Raw genomic sequence first — 18,631 nt, 5'->3', positions numbered from 1 at the left:
ACAATTTATCAATAAAATGTTCTTATTTTATCGACGGGTTTACATTTCGGGGGAAGGATCGTTATGACAGTAAACAAAAAGACGACGGCGTTAAACCACGACGATATTGCGGACGGGCGAATCGTCTCCTCCCGTCATCTCGTCTCAGAGCGGTGTGCTGAATTATCAGAGCTGGAATATGCGCTGATCATGACCAGCAATGCGTTTAACAAATGGATGGTGCGCTGCATGACCGCAGCGGGTGAACCGGATATGGGGGCCTTTGACGTTTCGCTTCTGCACCACGTGAATCACCGCAACCGCAAGAAAAAGCTGGCCGACATCTGCTTTGTGCTGAACGTGGAAGATACCCACGTGGTAACGTATGCGCTGAAAAAGCTGGTCAAGGCGGGATATGTCACCAGCGAGAAAGCCGGAAAAGAGCTTTTTTTCTCCACCACGGAGGAGGGAAAAGCGCTGTGCATGAAGTACCGGGAGGTGCGGGAGGCCTGCCTGATCAACATTCATGCGGAAAGCGGCATTCCGGGAGCATCAATTGGCGAGACCGCGCAGTTACTCCGCGCGATCTCCTCCCTGTATGATACCGCCGCACGCGCGGCGGCCTCGCTTTAAGGACGGCGGAAAAGCGACATGCTCCGCCCGGCCAGTTCATAATCGACGGATTCCGTGATGATTTCCCCTGTGGGGGCCTCATCCGCCGTCGAAAGCTCCAGCACCCAACCCCCTTCGCCAAACTGCGGGATCTGGAATGGCACCGTACCTTCAAACGGGTTAAACAGCATCAGCACGTCGTGCCAGACGCCCTCTTCCTGTTCAAGATCAGGACGGCTGATGGCAAGACCAAGGGTGGAACCCTCGTCCCACTGTTCCGACTGCTGAGGTCCGCCACCGGCGTTAAACCAGCGGATCTCCAGCCCGTCGCGCCAGTTTTCACGTCGCAGCAGCGGCTGCGTCGCGCGCAGGGCAATCAACCGACGGGTAAAGTCGCGCAGCTTCTCGTCGTTTTCAGTGAGTCCTTCCCAGTTTACCCAGGAGATCTCGCTGTCCTGACAATAGCCGTTATTATTGCCCTTTTGCGTCCGGCCAAACTCATCGCCTGCCAGCAGCATCGGCGTGCCGTGGGAGAAGAAGAGCGTGGTGAGGAAGTTGCGCTTTTGCCGCTCGCGGGTGGCGATGATATCCGGGTTCTCCGTCGGCCCCTCTTCGCCGTAGTTATACGACCGGTTATCGTTATGTCCGTCGTTATTATCTTCCCCGTTATCGGCGTTATGTTTCTCGTTGTACGACACCAGGTCGTTCAGCGTGAAGCCGTCATGCGCGGTGATAAAATTGACGCTGGCCCACGGACGACGCCCGCGCAGATCGTATAAATCACCGGACCCTAACAGACGGGCGGCAAAATCGTTAGAGACGTTATCCCCCTTCCAGTATTCACGTACCGTATCGCGGTATTTGTCGTTCCACTCACCCCAGCCTGGCGGGAAGCCTCCCACCTGATACCCGCCCGGGCCGATATCCCACGGCTCACCGATGAGCTTCAGCTTCGACAGCACCGGATCCTGGGTCACGGCATCGAAGAAGCCGCCGCGCGGATCGAACCCCTCCGGCTCACGTCCGAGAATGGTCCCGAGATCAAAGCGGAAACCGTCAATCTGCATCGATTCTGCCCAGTAACGCAGGGAGTCCATGACCATCTGCAATACGCGCGGGTGGGAAGTATTAACGGTGTTCCCGGTGCCGGTGTCGTTGATGTAATACCGGTGCTGATCCGGCATGGTGCGGTAATAACAGAAGTTATCAATTCCCTTAAACGACAGGGTTGGCCCCAGCTCGTTGCCCTCCGCCGTGTGGTTATAGACCACGTCGAGGATCACCTCGATGCCCGCGTCATGATAGGCACGCACCATGTCGCGGAAACCCTGGATCCCCGCCGGGCCGTAATAGCGTGACGCTGGCGCAAAGAAACCGAGCGAGTTATAGCCCCAGAAGTTTTTCAGACCGCGATCGAGCAGGTGCTGATCGTCAGGGAACCAGTGAACCGGCAGCAGCTCGATCGAGGTAATGCCGAGGCTTTTGATGTACTCCACCGACGCTTTATGCCCCATCCCCTCAAACGTACCGCGCAGTTCAGGCGGAATAGCCGGGTTAAGCTGGGTAAAGCCTTTTACGTGGCTCTCATAAACCACGGTATGCGGCCACGGGATATCGGGTCGGCGGGAGTCTTGCCAGTCGACGGCATTGGGGTCGATGACCTTACATTTGGGCGTAAACGGCGCGCTGTCTCGCGTATCAAAGCTGAGATCCAGCTCATCGTGTCCCAGCTCATAGCCGAAGTGGGCATCGTTCCACTCAATGTCACCCACCAGTTCACGGGCATAGGGGTCAATAAGCAGCTTATTGGGATTGAAGCGGTGACCGTTCTCCGGATCGTAAGGGCCATACACACGGTAACCATACAGCGCCCCCGGTTTCAGATCCGGCACATAGCCGTGCCAGACCTCATGGGTATATTCCGGCAGTTCCAGGCGGGCTATTTCTGTTTTTCCCGAAGGATCAAACAGACACAGCTCTACCCGCTCCGCGTGGGCGGAAAACAGAGCGAAGTTCACCCCTTTCCCGTCATAATTTGCGCCCAACTGCTGGCCATGACCGGCCCGAATTTCAAACGTTGTATCCTTTGGCATTTTTGTTCTCCTCGATTAGTCGCAGGTAAGCAGAACCAACAAACATCCCTTTTCAGACGTTAAATCCAGCGTCTCTGGCAGAAGGCGGCGCTCACCGGTAAACAGATCCCGGTAGTGCTTCCCGGCCAGCTCCTGGGGTATGGCCACCGTAGTATTGGCCCACAGCATCGCATTGTCGGTGACGTCAAACACCAGACGCGGCACGGCGACGATCAGCGCCTCGTCATCTTTTATGCGGGCATAAACGATCAGATTCTCTTCCCGCTCGCCGGTCACCTTCAGCGGCAGCCAGTCGCCGTAGCGGAAAAGCGCGGGGTAATGCGGCCGCAGCCGTAACAGCGTGGCGGTGACGTACTGCTTCACGCTGCCCTCTCGCCAGCGTTGCGCATCGTTAAAAATGGTTCCATCCGCTACGCTGAGGTTTTCCGCCAGCGCGGTGAAATCCGGTTCGCGGCGGTTATCCGGGTCGACCAGGCTGAAGTTAAGCCCTTCGCTGCCCTGGTAGATGTCCGGTACGCCTGGCGCAGTCAGCTTGATCACCGTCTGGCTCAGGCTGTTCATTAACCCAGCCCGAATAAACGGCTGGAGTGCGGCACTGAAATCACGCAGGAACAGGGTGTTATCCGGGGAGAGCAGATGGCGCACGTAGTCCAGCACCACGCTCTCGTACCCTTCGTTGCTGTCGATCCAGTCGGTACGCTGCTTGGCCTCGCGCAGGGCTTTCTCAATAAAGCCGAGGAAACGCTCTTCCAGTGACTTAAGACCATCACGATCGTCTGGCGACAGCGTGGCTGGCCAGACGCCCGCCAGCGCCTGGAAGATCATCCAGGTGTCGGCGGCGTTCGGCGCGGTGCCGTCGTTGAGGAATCGAACCTGCGTCTGGTTCATCTGGCGCCAGCGCGCCAGGTTTTCCCCCCACAGATCTGGCGCTTCCGTCAGCGTGTATAGTCGCGCTCGCGCATCCTCGCCGCGTTTGGTGTCGTGGGTGGAGGTTCCCAGCAGCGCATCGGGCTGGCGGGCAAGACGAATACGCATCTCCTGATGAAAACGGGAAAGTGAAAACGCGCGCGGCGTCGGGTCGGCGCCGACTTCGTTCAGGGCCAGCTCCAGGTTATGGCGAAAGAACAGCGTATCCTCTACCGATTTCGCCATCAGCGGCCCGGTCAGTTGCTGAAAACGGGTGCGGAAAAGCGAGGCCAGCGCGTGGTCATCCTCCGGCAGATCGCCGGTGAGAATACGCACGATCAGGCTGAGCGCGGGTTCAGAGGTGTCGACGCTGGCGACCACGCGACTGAGCAGCGCCACATCCGGTGGCGTCAGCCCCTCTCCGGTGCCGTAGGTGCGATACACCGGAAACGCGATAAGCAGCTCGCGCAGGGCATGGCGGATATACTCATGCTCCACTTGGGCGCCGTTATGCCCGGCCAGCTCGCTGGCTATTTTGAGCAGCGTGGTAAATTCACCTTCAAAATTACGATCGGTCATCAGCCCTTTGGCTTTGCGAAGTTCCGCCTGCCTGTCCACGGTCGTACCCAGCGTCTCGTCGTAGAGCGTCTCCAGTCGAGAGAGGTTGGTATCATCCACCAGCACTTCCGCCAGAGAGGCAATAAACTCATAGCCCGTTGTACCCGAGACCGGCCACTCCGGAGGAAGCTGTTCCCCTTTGGCGAGGATCTTCTCTACCGTGATGTAGCAATCCGGTCCGGTCGCCGCACGCAGGCGCTCCAAATAGCCCAGCGGATCGGCAAGCCCGTCCACATGGTCAATGCGCAGGCCATCGACAACCCCGGCGTGAACAAGCTCAAGGATCAGGCGGTGCGTGTCTGCGAAGACCGCCTCATCCTCTACCCGCACGCCGACCAGCCCGGTGATTTCAAAAAAGCGCCGCCATGAAAGCTGTTTCGGCGCTTCCCGCCAGGACATCAGCCGCCAGCTTTGCGCCTCGTGGATCTCAGCGATGCTCTTGCCTTCGGCATACGTGCCGGGATTAAGCGGATAGGCGGTATCATAGTAAACCAGCGCCGCGCTGTTGGTGACACTGTCACGTTTTAAGGTGATAGCCCCCCGCTCCAGCTCGGCTTCAAAGGTGTCGCCAAGAAACGGCAACGTCAGCGGTCGGGACCAGTCGATATCAAAATACGCCGCATAGCGGCTCTGCCTGCCTTGTTCTATAACATCGCGCCACCAGCGGTTTTCCAGCGAGGTCGACATATGGTTAGGAACGATATCCAGAATCAGCCCCATCCCCGCCTGTTTCAGCGCCGCCGCCATGCGGTCAAACCCTTCCCGCCCGCCAATCGCCGGGTCGATTTCGTTGGGGTCGGTCACGTCATAGCCGTGGGTGGAATCCGTGGTTGCGGTGAAAACAGGCGACGCGTAAAGATGGCTAATTCCAAGGTCTTTCATATACGGAATCAGGTCCACCACGCGATCGAAGGTCATGCCGTTGCGAAACTGAATTCGGTAAGTAGAGGAAGGGATCATAGCGCTGCTTCTCCATCAGCTAAGCGAACAACAATGCTGTTTGGCGGCAGGTTATCGACTGCCTCCGGCCAGCTAAAGATCGTTTTTCCGGGCAGGTTCGGTAAGGCGAGCGGCTTTTTGCCGATATTCAGCGCCAGCGACAGCGTACCGGACGGGAAACGCCAGCTCACGGCAACCATGCCGAGCGCCGTATGCAGGACGTTACCCTCCACGGCGCCCCGCTGTTTCAGTAGCGGGACGATAAAGCGCTGACGCAGCGCAATCAGTTCGCGCGTAGCGTGCAGCCACGCCCTGCCTTCCTCCGTGTCTGCCTTGTTCCAGTCAAGCTTCGACCGCATAAAGGTATTTACGTCATTGGGGTCCGGTACGGTTTCATCGTGCCCGGCATGGCCGGTGAACTCTTTCGCGCGCCCTTCCCGCACGGCTTTCGCCAGGTCGCCGTGGAAGTCGGTGAAAAAGAGGAACGGATGCGTTTCGCCATACTCCTCGCCCATAAACAGCAGCGGAATATGGGGCGACATAAGTAGCGCCGCGAACAGCACACGCGTTTTATCCGCGCCTGCCAGAGAGATAAGCCTCTCCCCCTGGGCACGGTTGCCGACCTGGTCGTGATTCTGAATAAAATCGACAAAAAACTGCGGAGGTTGCTCGCGACACTCTACCCCGCGCGATTTTCCGGTCTGAAGCGAGATTTCCCCCTGGTAGACAAAGCCCTCTGCCAGCGCCCGCGCCAGTTTTTTCTCCGGCTCAAAGGCAAAATCCTGATAATAGGCGTGTGATTCCCCTGTCGCGAAGACATGCGCGGCGTTGTGAAAATCATCATTCCATTCGGCGGTGAAAAGCGGCGTCTGACCATGCTCATCGCGCGGATGCAGGAAAATCACGTTGCGACTGTCTTCGGTGGTCAGATGGATATGCCGATCCGGAAATGCGTCGCGGATCCGTTGCGCTATCTCGGGAAGAATATGGGTCTCAGCGTCGTCATGGATCTGGTCGATGGCGTCGAAGCGCAGACCGTCAAGATGATACTCCGAGAGCCAGAATAACGGCGCCTCAGCGATGTATTGCCGGACGGCCTCAACCTCATAGGCAATACCGTTGCCCCACGGGGTCATACGATCCTGATGGAAAAACGCTGGCGAGAGCAACGGCAGGTAATTACCTTCCGGGCCAAAGTGGTTGAGTACGATATCCAGCACCACGGAAAGCCCGAGCGCGTGGGCGGCATCAATGAAGGCATGAAAATCATCCGGTGTGCCATAAGCCGAGTGCGGGGCATACAGCAGTACGCCGTCATACCCCCATCCGCGCGCGCCCCCGAACTGGGACACGGGCATCACTTCCAGTTGCGTAATACCCAGCCCGGCCAGATAAGGCAGTTTGTCGATGGCCGCCCTGAAGGTTCCTTCCCCGGTGAAGGTGCCGATATGCAGCTCGTAGATCACCGTCTCTTCCCACGGTCGTCCTTGCCATTCCCGCTGAGTGGGCTGGCTGCGACGCGGGTCGATCACCACCGACGGGCCGTTGACGTCAGCCTGCTGCGCGCGTGAGGCCGGATCCGGCACCGCCATTCCATCCTGTAAAACAAACTGATAGGTCGTACCGTGCCTGACGCCGGGCACGTCAATCTGAAACCAGCCGTCGCCCACCGCCGCCATGGGAATGTCGGTATCGGTTAAACGTAATGTGAGATCTTTCTGCCCTTCTGCCCAGACGCGAAAACGTACAACGTCATCGGAAATAAACTCAGCACCCCAGTGCCTGCGACATGTTCTGAATTCCATTCATTGTCCTCGAATGACCACCTTTTACGCGGAACGAAATACAAGCTTAGACCAGGATCTACAGAGTGTTATGCCAGCAGGGGATGCCGCTTCGTCTATTATCTATTTATAACTCCCACTTAAGGAATACTATGCATATTCGAAAAGGATTAAGTACAGACCTCGCCCGCCTTGAATGTTGTGATTTTTCTTTCAAGGTTGATGAGATTGCCAGAGAGCCATTTCTCAATGGTGATTTGCATATCGAGGCGCTGACCGAACCTTATCTTAAAACCTATGAACTTGATCTCCAGACGCTGGAAAATCATTGCGTTAATCCGGATTCAATATTTCTTATCGCCGAAACGGATGACGGTGAAATCGCCGGTTTTATTACCGCGTCCTGCAACTGGAATAAATTTATTTCGGTGGATTACATTGCCGTGGAGCGTTCAAAACGCCGTACGGGCGCGGCGCACAAGCTGATGTCCGCCACCCACGTCTGGGCGCGAAGCCTCAATGCGCCCGGCTTACGGCTGGAGACGCAGAACGTTAATGTTTCTGCCTGTCAGTTCTATCGTCACTATGGATTTATTCTGGGCGGTTACGATCGCTATCTTTACAACGCCCTGCCGGAAAAAGATGAGGTCGCCCTTTTCTGGTATTACATGCTGGCTTGAGAAAATATTTTATATCCGCTACCGGAAGATAGATTTGTCTGAATTTGTCAATTTTGCCCGCTTACGTTTAATTAACGACTAATCTTGGAATTCACTATTAAGGAGGCCGGTATGTCTACAGGAAATAATCACACGCTGCATTACCCTCGTCCACCGTTTGCTGAACAACCGCAAAGGGCCCCCGGGCTGGCATCGGAAATGAAGCCAATACCGGATCATGGTGAAACAAGTTATATCGGGTCAGGAAAACTGGCAGGAAAAAAAGCGCTGATTACCGGCGGTGATTCCGGAATTGGTCGCGCGGTAGCGATCGCCTATGCCCGTGAAGGTGCAGATGTGGCTATTGGCTATCTCCCGGAAGAGGAGTCCGATGCGGCATCGGTCATTGCGCTGATTCGGGCCGAAGGCCGTAAAGCGGTCGCCATTCCCGGCGACATTCGCGTGGAGTCGTTCTGCGATACGCTGGTGGAAAAAGCCGTCGCGGAACTGGGTGGCCTGGATATCCTGGTGAACAACGCTGGACGCCAGCAGTACTGCGAATCGATCGACGATCTCACCACGGCAGATTTCGACGCGACGTTTAAAACCAACGTCTATGCCCCCTTCTGGATCACTAAAGCTGCGCTGCGCCATTTGCAGGAAGGCGCCGTGATCATCAACACCACTTCCGTTCAGGCGTTTAAACCGAGCGCGATCCTGGTGGACTATGCGCAGACCAAAGCCTGTAACGTGGCCTTTACCAAGTCTCTGGCTCAGCAGCTGGGGCCGCGTGGCATTCGGGTGAATGCCGTCGCGCCAGGTCCATACTGGACGCCTCTTCAGTCCAGCGGCGGTCAGCCGCAGTCCAAAGTTCAGAAGTTCGGGGAAGATACGCCCCTGGGCCGACCGGGCCAGCCGGTTGAAATCGCACCGCTGTATGTGCTTTTTGCCTCAGATACCTGCTCATACGCCTCCGGACAAGTATGGTGCTCTGACGGCGGTACCGGCGTGCTGTAAAGCATCCTCTCAGACCTATCCATTTCATGGATAGGTCACATTCACTTCCCTGCTGTTCTCAAAAATCTCAGTTGAACTATGATGAACTTACTATTGAGGAGCCCATCATGTTTACTGTGAAAAAACTTGCGTTATCAACCCTGTTGACCGGTTCGGTTTTATTCTTTCCCGCGATCCACGCGGTGGCCAGCGTTCCGCAGCATGTGGTGAAACAGCAGGCCGGCGGCTACAGCGTTCAGGTTGGCGATACGATTGTCACCGCCTTTACGGACGGCAGCGTGCCGCAGGACCTGCACGCCTTACTGCGCCGGACGACGGCGGAAAATACCGATGCGTTACTGGCCAAAAACTTCCAGGCCAATCCGGTGGAAGCATCGATTAACGCGTTCTATATCGCTATGCCCGGCCACAAAATTCTGGTGGACACCGGCTCCGGTCAGCTCTTTGGCCCCGGCAAAGGCGGGCGGCTGATTGAAAGCCTGGCGACGCAGGGTATCAGGCCGCAGGACATCACCGATATCCTGATCACCCACGCGCACTCCGATCATGCAGGCGGCCTGGTCAAAGACGGTCAGCGCGTATTTACCCGCGCACAGGTGTATGTCGGCAAACCGGATATCGATTTCTTCTTTAACGACGAGAACCAGAAAAAATCTGGCTATGACCAGAACTACTTCGACGTCGCGCACAAGACCTTAAAGCCCTATCTGGATGCCGGAAAAGTGAAGACTTTCTCCGGGACGGAACAGCTTCTGCCGGGCATCAGCGGTACGGTTCACCCGGGCCACACCCCAGGGTCCGCGTTCTACACGCTGGAGAGCAAAGGTGAAAAAATTACCTTTGTCGGCGACATCATTCACGTTGCCGCGGTTCAGTTCCCACAGCCCAACGTGACGATTGCTTACGATGAGGATCAGGACGGAGCCGCCCGGGTACGCAACGCAGCGTTCGCTGAGTTTGTGAAAAACAAAGATCTGATTGCGGCGCCACATCTGCCTTTCCCCGGGATCGGGTATGTGAAGAAAGGTGAGCGGGAAGGCTACGCGTGGGTTCCGGTGACCTATACCAACCGGGACGCCCAATAAGAGAGTCTCTGCGTCCCAGGCTAAATATTTCAGCCTGGGACCGCTATCTCACGCCCAGGGCCCCGCGGCCGGGTATTAACCAGCCGGCGAAATCTGTTCGGCCCTGCGCTCAACCTGTCAGACAGCCAGCCATTTTTTTGCGTTCGCTTTCATATTCGCTTCTAGTTCACTGTCACGCGTGGCAAATACGCGGCCGAGGGGAAAACCGCTTTGTTCCAGCAGATAAGCTAGCGCGGCATATTCCCGCGGATAGTTGGCAGCAATTTTTGAATCAATCTCAACCGGGCCCAGCGGAAAGGTGAAAATACCCATGTCGTAGATGCTCTGACGATGGAACAGCTTCCATACGCCCTCTCTCTTTTCTGCCAGATCGTAGAAACGATTGTGGCATTCGCATCCAATATTAAGTTTTATATTTTCAGCGATGATCATCGCATTGGTTTCAAGAATCGCTTTGTCGCCGCGGTCGTTAAAAGTGACGACGGGCGAGCCAATCATATGTTTTGTGCGCAAATCTGAAGCGCCCATACGCATGGAACCCTCGACAAAATCGCTCGCGAGCCCTTCGAACCAGGTAATTTCGATTGTGCCGTCCGGATGAAAAAGATTACGCAGCTGCTCCCATTCGCCCAGGTCGCGGTGCATCCAGCCATTCATGAGGTCGTTAAGATCCTGACGGTCTTGCAGTTGGTGAGTTTGCATTGTTTGGTTCCTGTTTGAGTTGATGCGTTCAGTTTGGCCGTGAAGCGGTTTATACTCAAATATATATATTTTACTAAACAATCATTTTTAATGATGAATCAGGGTGGCAATGGAACTCCGGCACTTACGCTATTTTTTGGCTGTTGCAGAAGAAGAGCATTTTGGACGCGCGGCTGAGCGACTCAATATTGTTCAGCCTGCGCTCAGCATGCAGATTAAAGCCCTTGAAACCGAGTTAGGCGGTCCGCTGTTTATCCGCACCAGCCGTCGTGTGGAACTTACTGAGGCCGGATCGCTTCTTCTCAGCGAAGCCAGACTGATGCTGGAACAGATGGAACACACGCGTCTGGCAGTCCAGCGTGCGATACGGGGAGAGACAGGGCGTGTACGGGTCGGTTTTGCCGGTAACGCCATTTTTAGTGGCAAAATGATTACCGATGTACGTCGCTTCCGTAAAACCCATCCGGATGCAGAAGTCACCATTCAGGAAATCGCTCCCCAGAAACAGGTAGCTGCGATCCTCGCAGGGCATATTGATGTCGGTTATACACCGGATAACAGTACGACAGCCGATCCGCAGATCAGGGTGCAGAAAACCGGAAATTGGGAGATGATAATCGCAATGTGTGACGATCATCCCTTAGCCATCCATCCGCACCTCTCCGTTGAAATGCTCGCCGGTCATCCCCTGGTCCTGTACGACGCGCATGACGCCAATGAAAATCTGACTGTGCTGCTGGCGCAGCAGCTCGGGGATGGTTTTTGCGTGGCACATCGTTCAAGCAGTACGCTAAGCGTTCTGGCATTTGCCGCAGCCGGGCTCGGTCTGGCGCTGGTTCCCGCCCCCCTGCAACAGGTGCAAATACCCGGACTGATTTACCGCAACCTGAATGCTCAGGTGCTGACCGCAAATCTGGTCATGATCAGCCGCATGCAGGAGCCAGGTAATGCAGTGACTGCTTTTCTGGCAATGGCTAACCTTCCCTGTTGAACAACGGTAGCAAGCTATGACGCACAATAAGATGCCCTCCTCCGATATGGATATGGACCTGATCCTGACGCTGGATGCGTTACTCAGGGACCAGAATATCACCCATGCGGCCGCGCGGCTGGGCATCAGCCAGCCAGCGATGTCTGCCCGCCTTGCGCGCCTTCGCGTGTTGTTTGGTGAGCCGCTGTTTGTCCCTTCCCCACACGGACGTGGGGTGTTACCGACGCCGCGCGCCGAGGCGTTAAGGCCGCAGGTCGCGACGGTTTTGCAGGGGATATCGGCGATGCTTGAACCCACCACGTTCAACGCGCAGAACAGCAACCGCACCTTTGTGATTGCCCTGCACGAAAACCCGGCGCTGATGCTGGGGGCTGAATTGCAAAATCAGATTAGCAATGCGGCACCAGGCATCCGTCTGCGTTTTGCGCTTCCCGAAACCCCGCTGCTGCCAGCGCAGATGGAAAATGGCGATGTGGATATTTATGTCGGCGTTAATGCGGTAGCGCACGATGCATGGGTCAGACGTAAGCTGTTTGACGATGAATATGCCACCGCCCAGCGTAAAGGCCATCCACGCGGTACGGGGCCGATGGATCTGGAAAGCTATTGTAGCCTTTCCCACCTGGTGGTTTCATCCGAGGGCGACCCGTTCGCAGGCTTTGTCGATCAGCATCTGGCGGGGCTTGGCCACCAGCGTAACGTGGTGATGTCGACGCAAAGCTATGCGATGGCGCCTGCGATTGTTGCCGGTACCGATTTGCTCTGCACCCTACCCAGACGCATGTTGCTACGGTTCACGCAAACGCTTGATATTTTTCCGCCGCCGCTGGATCTCCCGCCGATCGTCATCGGTATGTACTGGCACCCGAAAAACAGCCAGGATCCGGCTAACCGCTGGCTGCGAGAACAGCTTCTTCAGGCCGCCGGACGTCAGGTACGATCGAGGATGCTCATCAATTTTTTCAGGACCTCAGATCGAATAATCCGGTGGCAAACCAGCGTCAGCTCGCTCTCCCGGAGTCGGTCAAGAATATCCACAAAGACGACGTTTTGTACGCATATCGCCTTCGCTGAAGCTGGCAGCATGGCGATGCCAAACCCTGCCGAGACGAGACTTATCACCGTGGGGACATCGGTGGCATTTTGCACAACGTCAGGCTGTATGCCCGCGCTGTGGCAGGCATCATAGAAATATTGCTCCAGCCCCATCCCCTCCGGGTCGCGCAGGGCGATCCACTTCTCCTCTTTCACCGACGCAAGCGTCAGCGCGGCGGAGCCCGCCAGGCTATGTTGACGAGGTAAGGCCAGCACGGCCTTTTCCGTTGTAAATGGACGGCTTTGCAGATCGTCAGGCAATAGCGGTAACGGGGCACGAATAATGGCCACATCCAGCTGGTTGCTTTGCACGCCGGTATAAAGGGTTTGCACGTTACCCGTCATCATGGAAAGGCTGATGGCGGGCCATTTCTCATGTAAAAGCCGCAGCGCGGCGGGCAGCTTACTGTCGAATATCGCACTTGAAACACATCCGAGATTCAGCACGCCCTGTTCCCCTCTGGCCGTCTGTCTGGCATCCAGAATCGCCTGATCGGTCATTAAAATCGCGACTCTGGCTTTACTGAGAAATGCCTCACCGGCTGGCGTCAGCGTCAGGCGACGATTCGCCCGGCTAAAGAGCAAGACCCCAAGACGATCTTCAAGCGTTTTTATCTGCTGGCTCAGCGCTGGCTGCGCCATGTTAAGGCGCTCCGCCGCCCGATGCATGTGAAGCTCTTCCGCCACCACGATGAAATTGCGCATCAGTCGAAACTGCATACCATGCCTTTATTATTGATAATAAAATTCATATTAAAATAGCATAAATGATGCAATTGATAGCCCTCTTCGTCCGGTTAAGAATGGAAGCCTTCATCCGAGGAGGGAAATATGAAAAACCACATCAACGATCTCAGAAGTGCTATCGAACTGCTCAAACGCCATGAAGGTCAATACCTTGAAACCAGCCATCCGGTCGATCCTGACGCGGAGCTGGCGGGTGTGTACCGGCATATTGGTGCTGGCGGCACGGTAAAACGTCCGACGCGCATTGGCCCGGCGATGATGTTTAACGCTATTAAGGGATATCCCGACTCGCGTATTCTGGTCGGAATGCACGCCAGCCGCGAGCGGGCGGCGCTCCTGTTGGGCTGCGAGCCCTCTGAACTGGCAAAACATGTCGGCCAGGCCGTGAAAAACCCGATTGCTCCCGTTGTGGTTCCGGCGGCACAGGCGCCGTGTCAGGAACAGGTATTTTATGCCGACGATCCGGACTTCGATCTGCGTAAATTACTTCCGGCACCGACCAACACGCCGATAGATGCCGGTCCGTTCTTCTGTCTGGGGCTGGTGCTGGCAAGCGATCCGGAAGATGCCTCACTGACCGATGTCACTATTCACCGTCTCTGCGTGCAGGAGCGCGATGAGCTCTCCATGTTTCTTGCCGCGGGCCGCCATATTGAAGTGTTCCGTAAGAAAGCCGAGGAGGCGGGCAAACCGTTGCCGGTCACGATCAATATGGGTCTCGATCCCGCTATCTATATTGGCGCCTGTTTCGAAGCCCCTACCACGCCCTTCGGCTACAACGAGCTGGGTGTCGCCGGCGCGTTACGTCAGACCCCCGTCGAGCTGGTGCAGGGTGTGGCCGTAAATGAAAAAGCGATAGCGCGTGCGGAAATTATCATCGAAGGCGAACTGCTGCCGGGCGTGCGTGTAGAAGAAGATCAGCATACCCACACCGGGCACGCGATGCCGGAATTTCCCGGCTACTGCGGGGAGGCTAACCCCTCCTTACCGGTAATCAAAGTGAAGGCCGTCACGATGCGTCATCAGGCGATCCTGCAAACCCTGGTAGGACCGGGCGAGGAGCACACCACGCTGGCCGGTTTGCCAACGGAGGCCAGCATCCGTAATGCGGTCGAAGAAGCCATCCCCGGTTTTCTGCAAAACGTCTATGCGCATACCGCTGGCGGCGGCAAGTTCCTTGGCGTATTGCAGGTGAAAAAACGCCAGCCCTCTGACGAAGGGCGTCAGGGTCAGGCGGCACTCATCGCGTTAGCCACCTATTCCGAGCTTAAAAACATTATTCTCGTCGACGAAGATGTGGATATTTTCGACAGCGACGACATCCTGTGGGCGATGACCACCCGTATGCAGGGCGATGTCAGCATCACCCATCTGCCGGGGATCCGCGGACACCAGCTCGATCCGTCTCAGGCCCCGGACTACAGCCCCTCCATTCGTGGCAACGGGATCACCTGCAAAACGATTTTCGACTGTACGGTGCCCTGGGCGCTTAAGTCCCGCTTTGAGCGTGCGCCCTTTATGGAGGTAGACCCGACGCCATGGGCGCCTGAACTGTTTAAAAAATAGCGTTAACCGGAAAATCTTCTTCACCCTTCACGGGCTGAGGGTTTCCCACAAAATAATGCCTGCACAGACGGCCCCCTCTCCCTTGAGGGAGAGGGCTGGGGTGAGGGGGAACATACGGCGCTGGTGGTCATTCCGTTCACTTAGGGCATCGCTGAAAGCCCTCAGTTTTTCTGAGGCAACGTTATAGCTTTTTCTTTCAAATTACTGGGTAACCCTCTCCTTCACGGGTGAAGAACCTCACGCTGAAATTGCCGCGTCCCCTGCTTTCTTGTAACCTTTGAGCGTTTATCACATCCCCATAAAAAATGAGACTACCGGACGCCTATGACAGCACATATTTCCAACGATCCTTTGCATGGCGTCACCCTCGAAATGCAGGTAAACGCGCTGGTTGCGCGATATGGCTGGAATGAACTGGGCAACCGAATCAAAATCAACTGTTTTCGCAAGGACCCGAGTGTTAAATCGAGTCTGAAGTTCCTGCGCCGCACCCCATGGGCGCGGGCGGAAGTTGAAGCCCTCTACCTCGACTCTCTTCACGATGACGGTAACGGGGAACAGGACGAACCGGCGTTTAATCCCTGGACGGATAGCCGGACACCCAGGAGCTAACACGCAAATGATGCGACACGTAAAACGGACTGGCGCGCTGCTTGGCTGCGCGCTTTTACTGGTAAGTTGCACTTCCAAACCACCCAAATCACTCGTTACCCCGCTGCCGCAGGCGAAACCTCTACAGCAGACTAACGAACCCATGCGCGGGATCTGGCTGGCGACCGTCTCCCGTCTCGACTGGCCTCCCGTGTCATCGGTGAATGGCCGTAGCGCGGACCAGCGTATCGCCCAGCAACAGCGGGCGCTGACGGACAAGCTCGATAAGCTGAAAAAACTTGGGATCAACACCGTCTTCTTTCAGGTAAAACCGGACAGTACGGCGCTGTGGGCCTCTAAAATACTGCCCTGGTCAGATACCCTGACGGGGACTATCGGGGAAGATCCCGGTTACGATCCGCTTCAGTTTATGCTGGATGAAGCGCACAAGCGCGGGATGAAGGTTCATGCCTGGTTTAACCCGTACCGCGTTTCCACCAACACGAAGCCGTCGACCATCGCCGCGCTTAATCGCACCTCGTCGCTTCATCCTTCCAGCGTGTACGTCCAGCATCCGGAGTGGATCCGCACCTCGGGGGATCGTTTTGTTCTCGACCCGGGCATTCCCGACGTGCGGGACTGGATAACCCAGGTGGTGATGGAAGTGGTAAATCACTACCCTGTCGACGGCGTTCAGTTCGATGACTATTTTTACACCGAGACGCCGGGGTCCACCCTGAATGATGCCTGGACCTTCAGGCGCTATGGCGAAGGATTTGCGTCAAAAGCGGACTGGCGTCGACACAATACGCAGCAGTTGATTGTGCAGGTTTCAAGGGCGATCAAGCAGGCTAAACCTGAGATCGAATTTGGCGTTAGCCCGGCGGGGGTCTGGCGCAATCGCTCCTTCGACCCGGCAGGCTCGGACACGCGCGGTGCCGCAGCCTATGATGAATCCTACGCTGACACGCGCAAATGGGTACAGCAGGGTTTACTGGATTACATTGCGCCGCAGATCTACTGGCCCTTCGCCCGCGACGCGGCACGTTACGATGTGCTGACAAAATGGTGGGCTGACGTGGTGAAACCGACCCATACCCGCCTGTATATCGGGATCGCGTTCTACAAAGTGGGCGCGCCTTCCAGAAACGAACCGGACTGGACGGTGAACGGCGGCGTACCGGAGCTGAAAAAACAGCTCGACCTCAACGATTCACTGCCAGACGTTAAGGGCACCATCCTGTTCCGTGAAGACTATCTTAACCAGCCGCAGACGCAGGAGGCAGTAAATTACCTCCGGGGACGCTGGGGTAGTTGACTGAAAAAAGGCAGAAACGACCTGTTTCTGCCTTTTTTTTACGGCTTCGGCCCGAACATCGCCTCAAGCTGTTTTGCGTCTGGCATACCCACGACCTGTTGCAGTTCGTTTTGCTCATTCAGGTAATAAATAGCCGGTGTGGCATTCGCGCCAAGACTGTCCATTAGCGTCTGGTGATTTTGCAGGATCTCAACGGTTTCCCGGGAAGCCGCAGCTTCAGGTTTCGGCAGCTTTTTCCCGCCGGACAGCTCGTACGTTTTCCAGGCCGACACCGGATCTTTCGCATTCAGGATCGCGGAGGCGTTACGCCCGCTGTTTGGGTTAAGAAATGCAACCAGCAGCGTATTGAGCTGAACCTTGCCAGCCTTCACCCACGGCTGCGCTTCAGCCCAGAACTGCTTGCAGTACGGGCAGAACGGGTCGGCAAAGACGAAGACTTTGCGCGGGGCACTCTCCGCGCCCTCTTTCAGGGGATGCGCCGCATTGAGCTTTTTCCACATCTCGCGGCCCATCGGGGCGTAGATCTCTTTCTGGAAAAAGGCCTCGCTGAGGTTGGTTCCTTTCTCATCATAAAGATAACCAGACACGACGTGCTTTCCGTCAGGGGTCAGAAAGAGCGTCACGCCCATGTCCTGATATTTCCCCAGCCACGCTGGCGCGCCGCCGGGGGCGTCAATTTTCTTGATGATTTTGATGTCCTGCTGTTCACTGAAGTGCTTCACCACATCCGGAAGCGACTCCTCTGCCCTGACCAGCCCTGAAACCATCAGAGCAGAGAGTAACAGCACCTTTTTCTTTGCTAACCGTTGAAGCATAACGACCCCTTTAAAATATTGTTTTTCAGAGTGGTCGAAGTTTATTGTCCTGTCAACGCTTCATAAATATCCTTGAGGCGACTACGCAAAAATCGCACGGCTTTGTGTTTGCGGGATAATAACGCCTGCACACTGTCGCCTGTTTCCTCTGCCAGCATCTTCATGCTGTAGCCCTCAAATTCCGTTTTTTCAAACACCTCGCGCTGAGGTGGCGGCAGTTCCGACAGGGCTTGCCCCAACTCTTCCCATAGCAGCATGTTGAGATACTCTTCCTCCGGCGTTTGCGGTACGCCGAATAACGTTTCTGCAATCTCCTGCTCCGGAAAGTCCTCGTCATCTGCTGTCAGGTACCCCGGCAGTGAAACCTCGTGCTTTTTTCGCGCCCGGTCGATCATCTCATTTCGTGCGGCGCGAAACAGCCAGGCGGCGACGTTCTCGACCGGTTGTTCCACTTTCATCAACTGCCAGGTCACTTCCTGAAGAATATCATCGACATCATCACGAACCGCAGTCCGTCCGCGAATGAAGGCTTTTAGCCGCGCGCGGCAGGCATTGAGTGCCGAGATCAGTAATGATTCCCCCGCCTCACCGGCTTTCATATCGCTCACTCGGCTTCCGGCGCTTTTGCACCGTTATCATCTCGCTTTTCATCCCGGCCATCGTGCCACCGGCAATGACCGTGGCGCCCAAATCCCGCCCGACGCTGCTGAATGAAGGCCTCACGTTGTTCGGGGCTCATATTCATCCATTGTTCGTGCATACGGCGGTGCGCACCGAACATGCCCGGACGGAAACCCAGCCCACCGAAAAGAATGCGGCTCAGCAGCAGGATCCCCAGCGCCTGCCAGAAGCCAATGGCTTTAACCCCCAGGATGGCCGGGAGCAACGCGTTCCACAGGGACATGACCAGCAGGCCAAGCACCACGAACAGGACTGCGCCAATCACGATGCCCTTACCCATACGATGGCGGCCCAAACCACGCCCGTGACCTTTTCCGTGCATATCAAAATTTCTCATGTGTACCTCGTTTATGTTGAATGATTATGGTCTCTGATGAGGTAGACGGATGAGGAGCAGAAATATTGCCGGGGAAAGATAAAATTTATGTGATAG

The 18,631-nt window shown here is 56.0% G+C and carries 16 protein-coding genes and 1 pseudogene; 9 read left to right on the top strand and 8 right to left on the bottom strand.

Annotated elements, in window-relative coordinates; genetic code table 11:
- The first annotated feature begins 63 nt into the window (after positions 1–63).
- Complete coding sequence (locus ACWKXX_RS09915; protein ID WP_017382340.1) at positions 64–612, top strand: winged helix DNA-binding protein; 549 nt, start codon at positions 64–66, stop codon at positions 610–612.
- Here the strand turns inward: ACWKXX_RS09915 and glgX are convergent.
- The 3 genes from glgX to treZ are packed head-to-tail and all read right to left on the bottom strand — an operon-like array spanning position 609 to position 6,952.
- Positions 609–2,684 (bottom strand): glycogen debranching protein GlgX, encoded by a 2,076-nt coding sequence (gene glgX, locus ACWKXX_RS09910; RefSeq protein ID WP_261666230.1) that lies wholly within the window; start codon positions 2,682–2,684, stop codon positions 609–611. The genes ACWKXX_RS09915 and glgX overlap by 4 nt on opposite strands.
- A gap of 15 nt (positions 2,685–2,699) precedes the next feature.
- On the bottom strand, positions 2,700–5,168 hold the full coding sequence (gene treY / locus ACWKXX_RS09905; protein ID WP_284329789.1) for a malto-oligosyltrehalose synthase: 2,469 nt from the start codon (positions 5,166–5,168) through the stop codon (positions 2,700–2,702).
- On the bottom strand, positions 5,165–6,952 hold the full coding sequence (gene treZ, locus ACWKXX_RS09900; protein WP_032653613.1) for a malto-oligosyltrehalose trehalohydrolase: 1,788 nt from the start codon (positions 6,950–6,952) through the stop codon (positions 5,165–5,167). The genes treY and treZ overlap by 4 nt, the downstream gene beginning before the upstream one ends.
- A 131-nt stretch (positions 6,953–7,083) precedes the next feature.
- Between treZ and ACWKXX_RS09895 the strand changes: the two genes are divergently transcribed.
- The 3 genes from ACWKXX_RS09895 (at position 7,084) to ACWKXX_RS09885 (ending at position 9,692) form a co-directional block, all read left to right on the top strand.
- Positions 7,084–7,611 (top strand): GNAT family N-acetyltransferase, encoded by a 528-nt coding sequence (locus ACWKXX_RS09895; protein ID WP_032653615.1) that lies wholly within the window; start codon positions 7,084–7,086, stop codon positions 7,609–7,611.
- Positions 7,612–7,722: 111 nt separating this feature from the next.
- Entirely contained in the window at positions 7,723–8,607 is an 885-nt protein-coding gene (locus ACWKXX_RS09890) for an SDR family oxidoreductase (RefSeq protein WP_017382335.1), read from the top strand.
- Between the two features lie 107 nt (positions 8,608–8,714).
- Positions 8,715–9,692 carry an MBL fold metallo-hydrolase gene (locus ACWKXX_RS09885; RefSeq protein ID WP_017382334.1) on the top strand — a complete coding sequence of 326 codons (978 nt, stop codon included), beginning with the start codon at positions 8,715–8,717 and terminating at the stop codon, positions 9,690–9,692.
- 117 nt (positions 9,693–9,809) lie between these two features.
- Here the strand turns inward: ACWKXX_RS09885 and ACWKXX_RS09880 are convergent, their stop codons facing one another.
- A complete protein-coding gene (locus ACWKXX_RS09880) occupies positions 9,810–10,394 on the bottom strand; it encodes a nuclear transport factor 2 family protein (RefSeq protein ID WP_015570507.1) in 585 nt (194 codons plus the stop codon).
- Positions 10,395–10,503: 109 nt separating this feature from the next.
- Here ACWKXX_RS09880 and ACWKXX_RS09875 point away from each other — a divergent pair, with 109 nt between their 5' ends.
- Positions 10,504–11,385, top strand: coding sequence for a LysR substrate-binding domain-containing protein (locus tag ACWKXX_RS09875; protein ID WP_047056802.1), 882 nt, complete (start codon positions 10,504–10,506; stop codon positions 11,383–11,385).
- Positions 11,386–11,401: 16 nt separating this feature from the next.
- A pseudogene (locus ACWKXX_RS09870) lies at positions 11,402–12,322 on the top strand (LysR family transcriptional regulator); the annotation flags it as partial.
- Here ACWKXX_RS09870 and ACWKXX_RS09865 read toward each other — a convergent pair.
- Positions 12,316–13,200: a LysR substrate-binding domain-containing protein gene (locus tag ACWKXX_RS09865; RefSeq protein WP_261666229.1), complete on the bottom strand. Its 885-nt coding sequence runs from the start codon at positions 13,198–13,200 to the stop codon at positions 12,316–12,318. The pseudogene ACWKXX_RS09870 and the gene ACWKXX_RS09865 overlap by 7 nt on opposite strands.
- A gap of 111 nt (positions 13,201–13,311) precedes the next feature.
- On the opposite strand from ACWKXX_RS09865, the gene ACWKXX_RS09860 reads away from it, so the two are divergent.
- The 3 genes from ACWKXX_RS09860 (at position 13,312) to ACWKXX_RS09850 (ending at position 16,702) form a co-directional block, all read left to right on the top strand.
- Entirely contained in the window at positions 13,312–14,793 is a 1,482-nt protein-coding gene (locus ACWKXX_RS09860; RefSeq protein ID WP_017382330.1) for a UbiD family decarboxylase, read from the top strand.
- Between the two features lie 324 nt (positions 14,794–15,117).
- The gene (locus tag ACWKXX_RS09855; RefSeq protein WP_000123965.1) at positions 15,118–15,405 is read left to right on the top strand and encodes a VF530 family protein; all 288 of its coding nucleotides are present in this window, start codon (positions 15,118–15,120) and stop codon (positions 15,403–15,405) included.
- A gap of 7 nt (positions 15,406–15,412) precedes the next feature.
- Positions 15,413–16,702, top strand: a complete 1,290-nt coding sequence (locus ACWKXX_RS09850) for a glycoside hydrolase family 10 protein (protein WP_058700701.1) — start codon at positions 15,413–15,415, stop codon at positions 16,700–16,702.
- Positions 16,703–16,740: 38 nt separating this feature from the next.
- Here the strand turns inward: ACWKXX_RS09850 and dsbG are convergent, their stop codons facing one another.
- The 3 genes from dsbG to ACWKXX_RS09835 are packed head-to-tail and all read right to left on the bottom strand — an operon-like array spanning position 16,741 to position 18,535.
- Positions 16,741–17,517, bottom strand: coding sequence for a thiol:disulfide interchange protein DsbG (dsbG, locus tag ACWKXX_RS09845; RefSeq protein ID WP_015570501.1), 777 nt, complete (start codon positions 17,515–17,517; stop codon positions 16,741–16,743).
- Between the two features lie 41 nt (positions 17,518–17,558).
- Positions 17,559–18,116, bottom strand: a complete 558-nt coding sequence (locus ACWKXX_RS09840; RefSeq protein WP_023296645.1) for an RNA polymerase sigma factor — start codon at positions 18,114–18,116, stop codon at positions 17,559–17,561.
- Positions 18,117–18,121: 5 nt separating this feature from the next.
- Positions 18,122–18,535 (bottom strand): hypothetical protein, encoded by a 414-nt coding sequence (locus ACWKXX_RS09835; RefSeq protein WP_015570500.1) that lies wholly within the window; start codon positions 18,533–18,535, stop codon positions 18,122–18,124.
- Between the last annotated feature and the right edge of the window lie 96 nt (positions 18,536–18,631).

The sequence above is a fragment of the Enterobacter sp. UPMP2061 genome (genome assembly GCF_053709615.1).
Note: the sequence above shows the minus strand (reverse complement) of the source record. Positions and strands in the feature narration are given on the sequence as shown.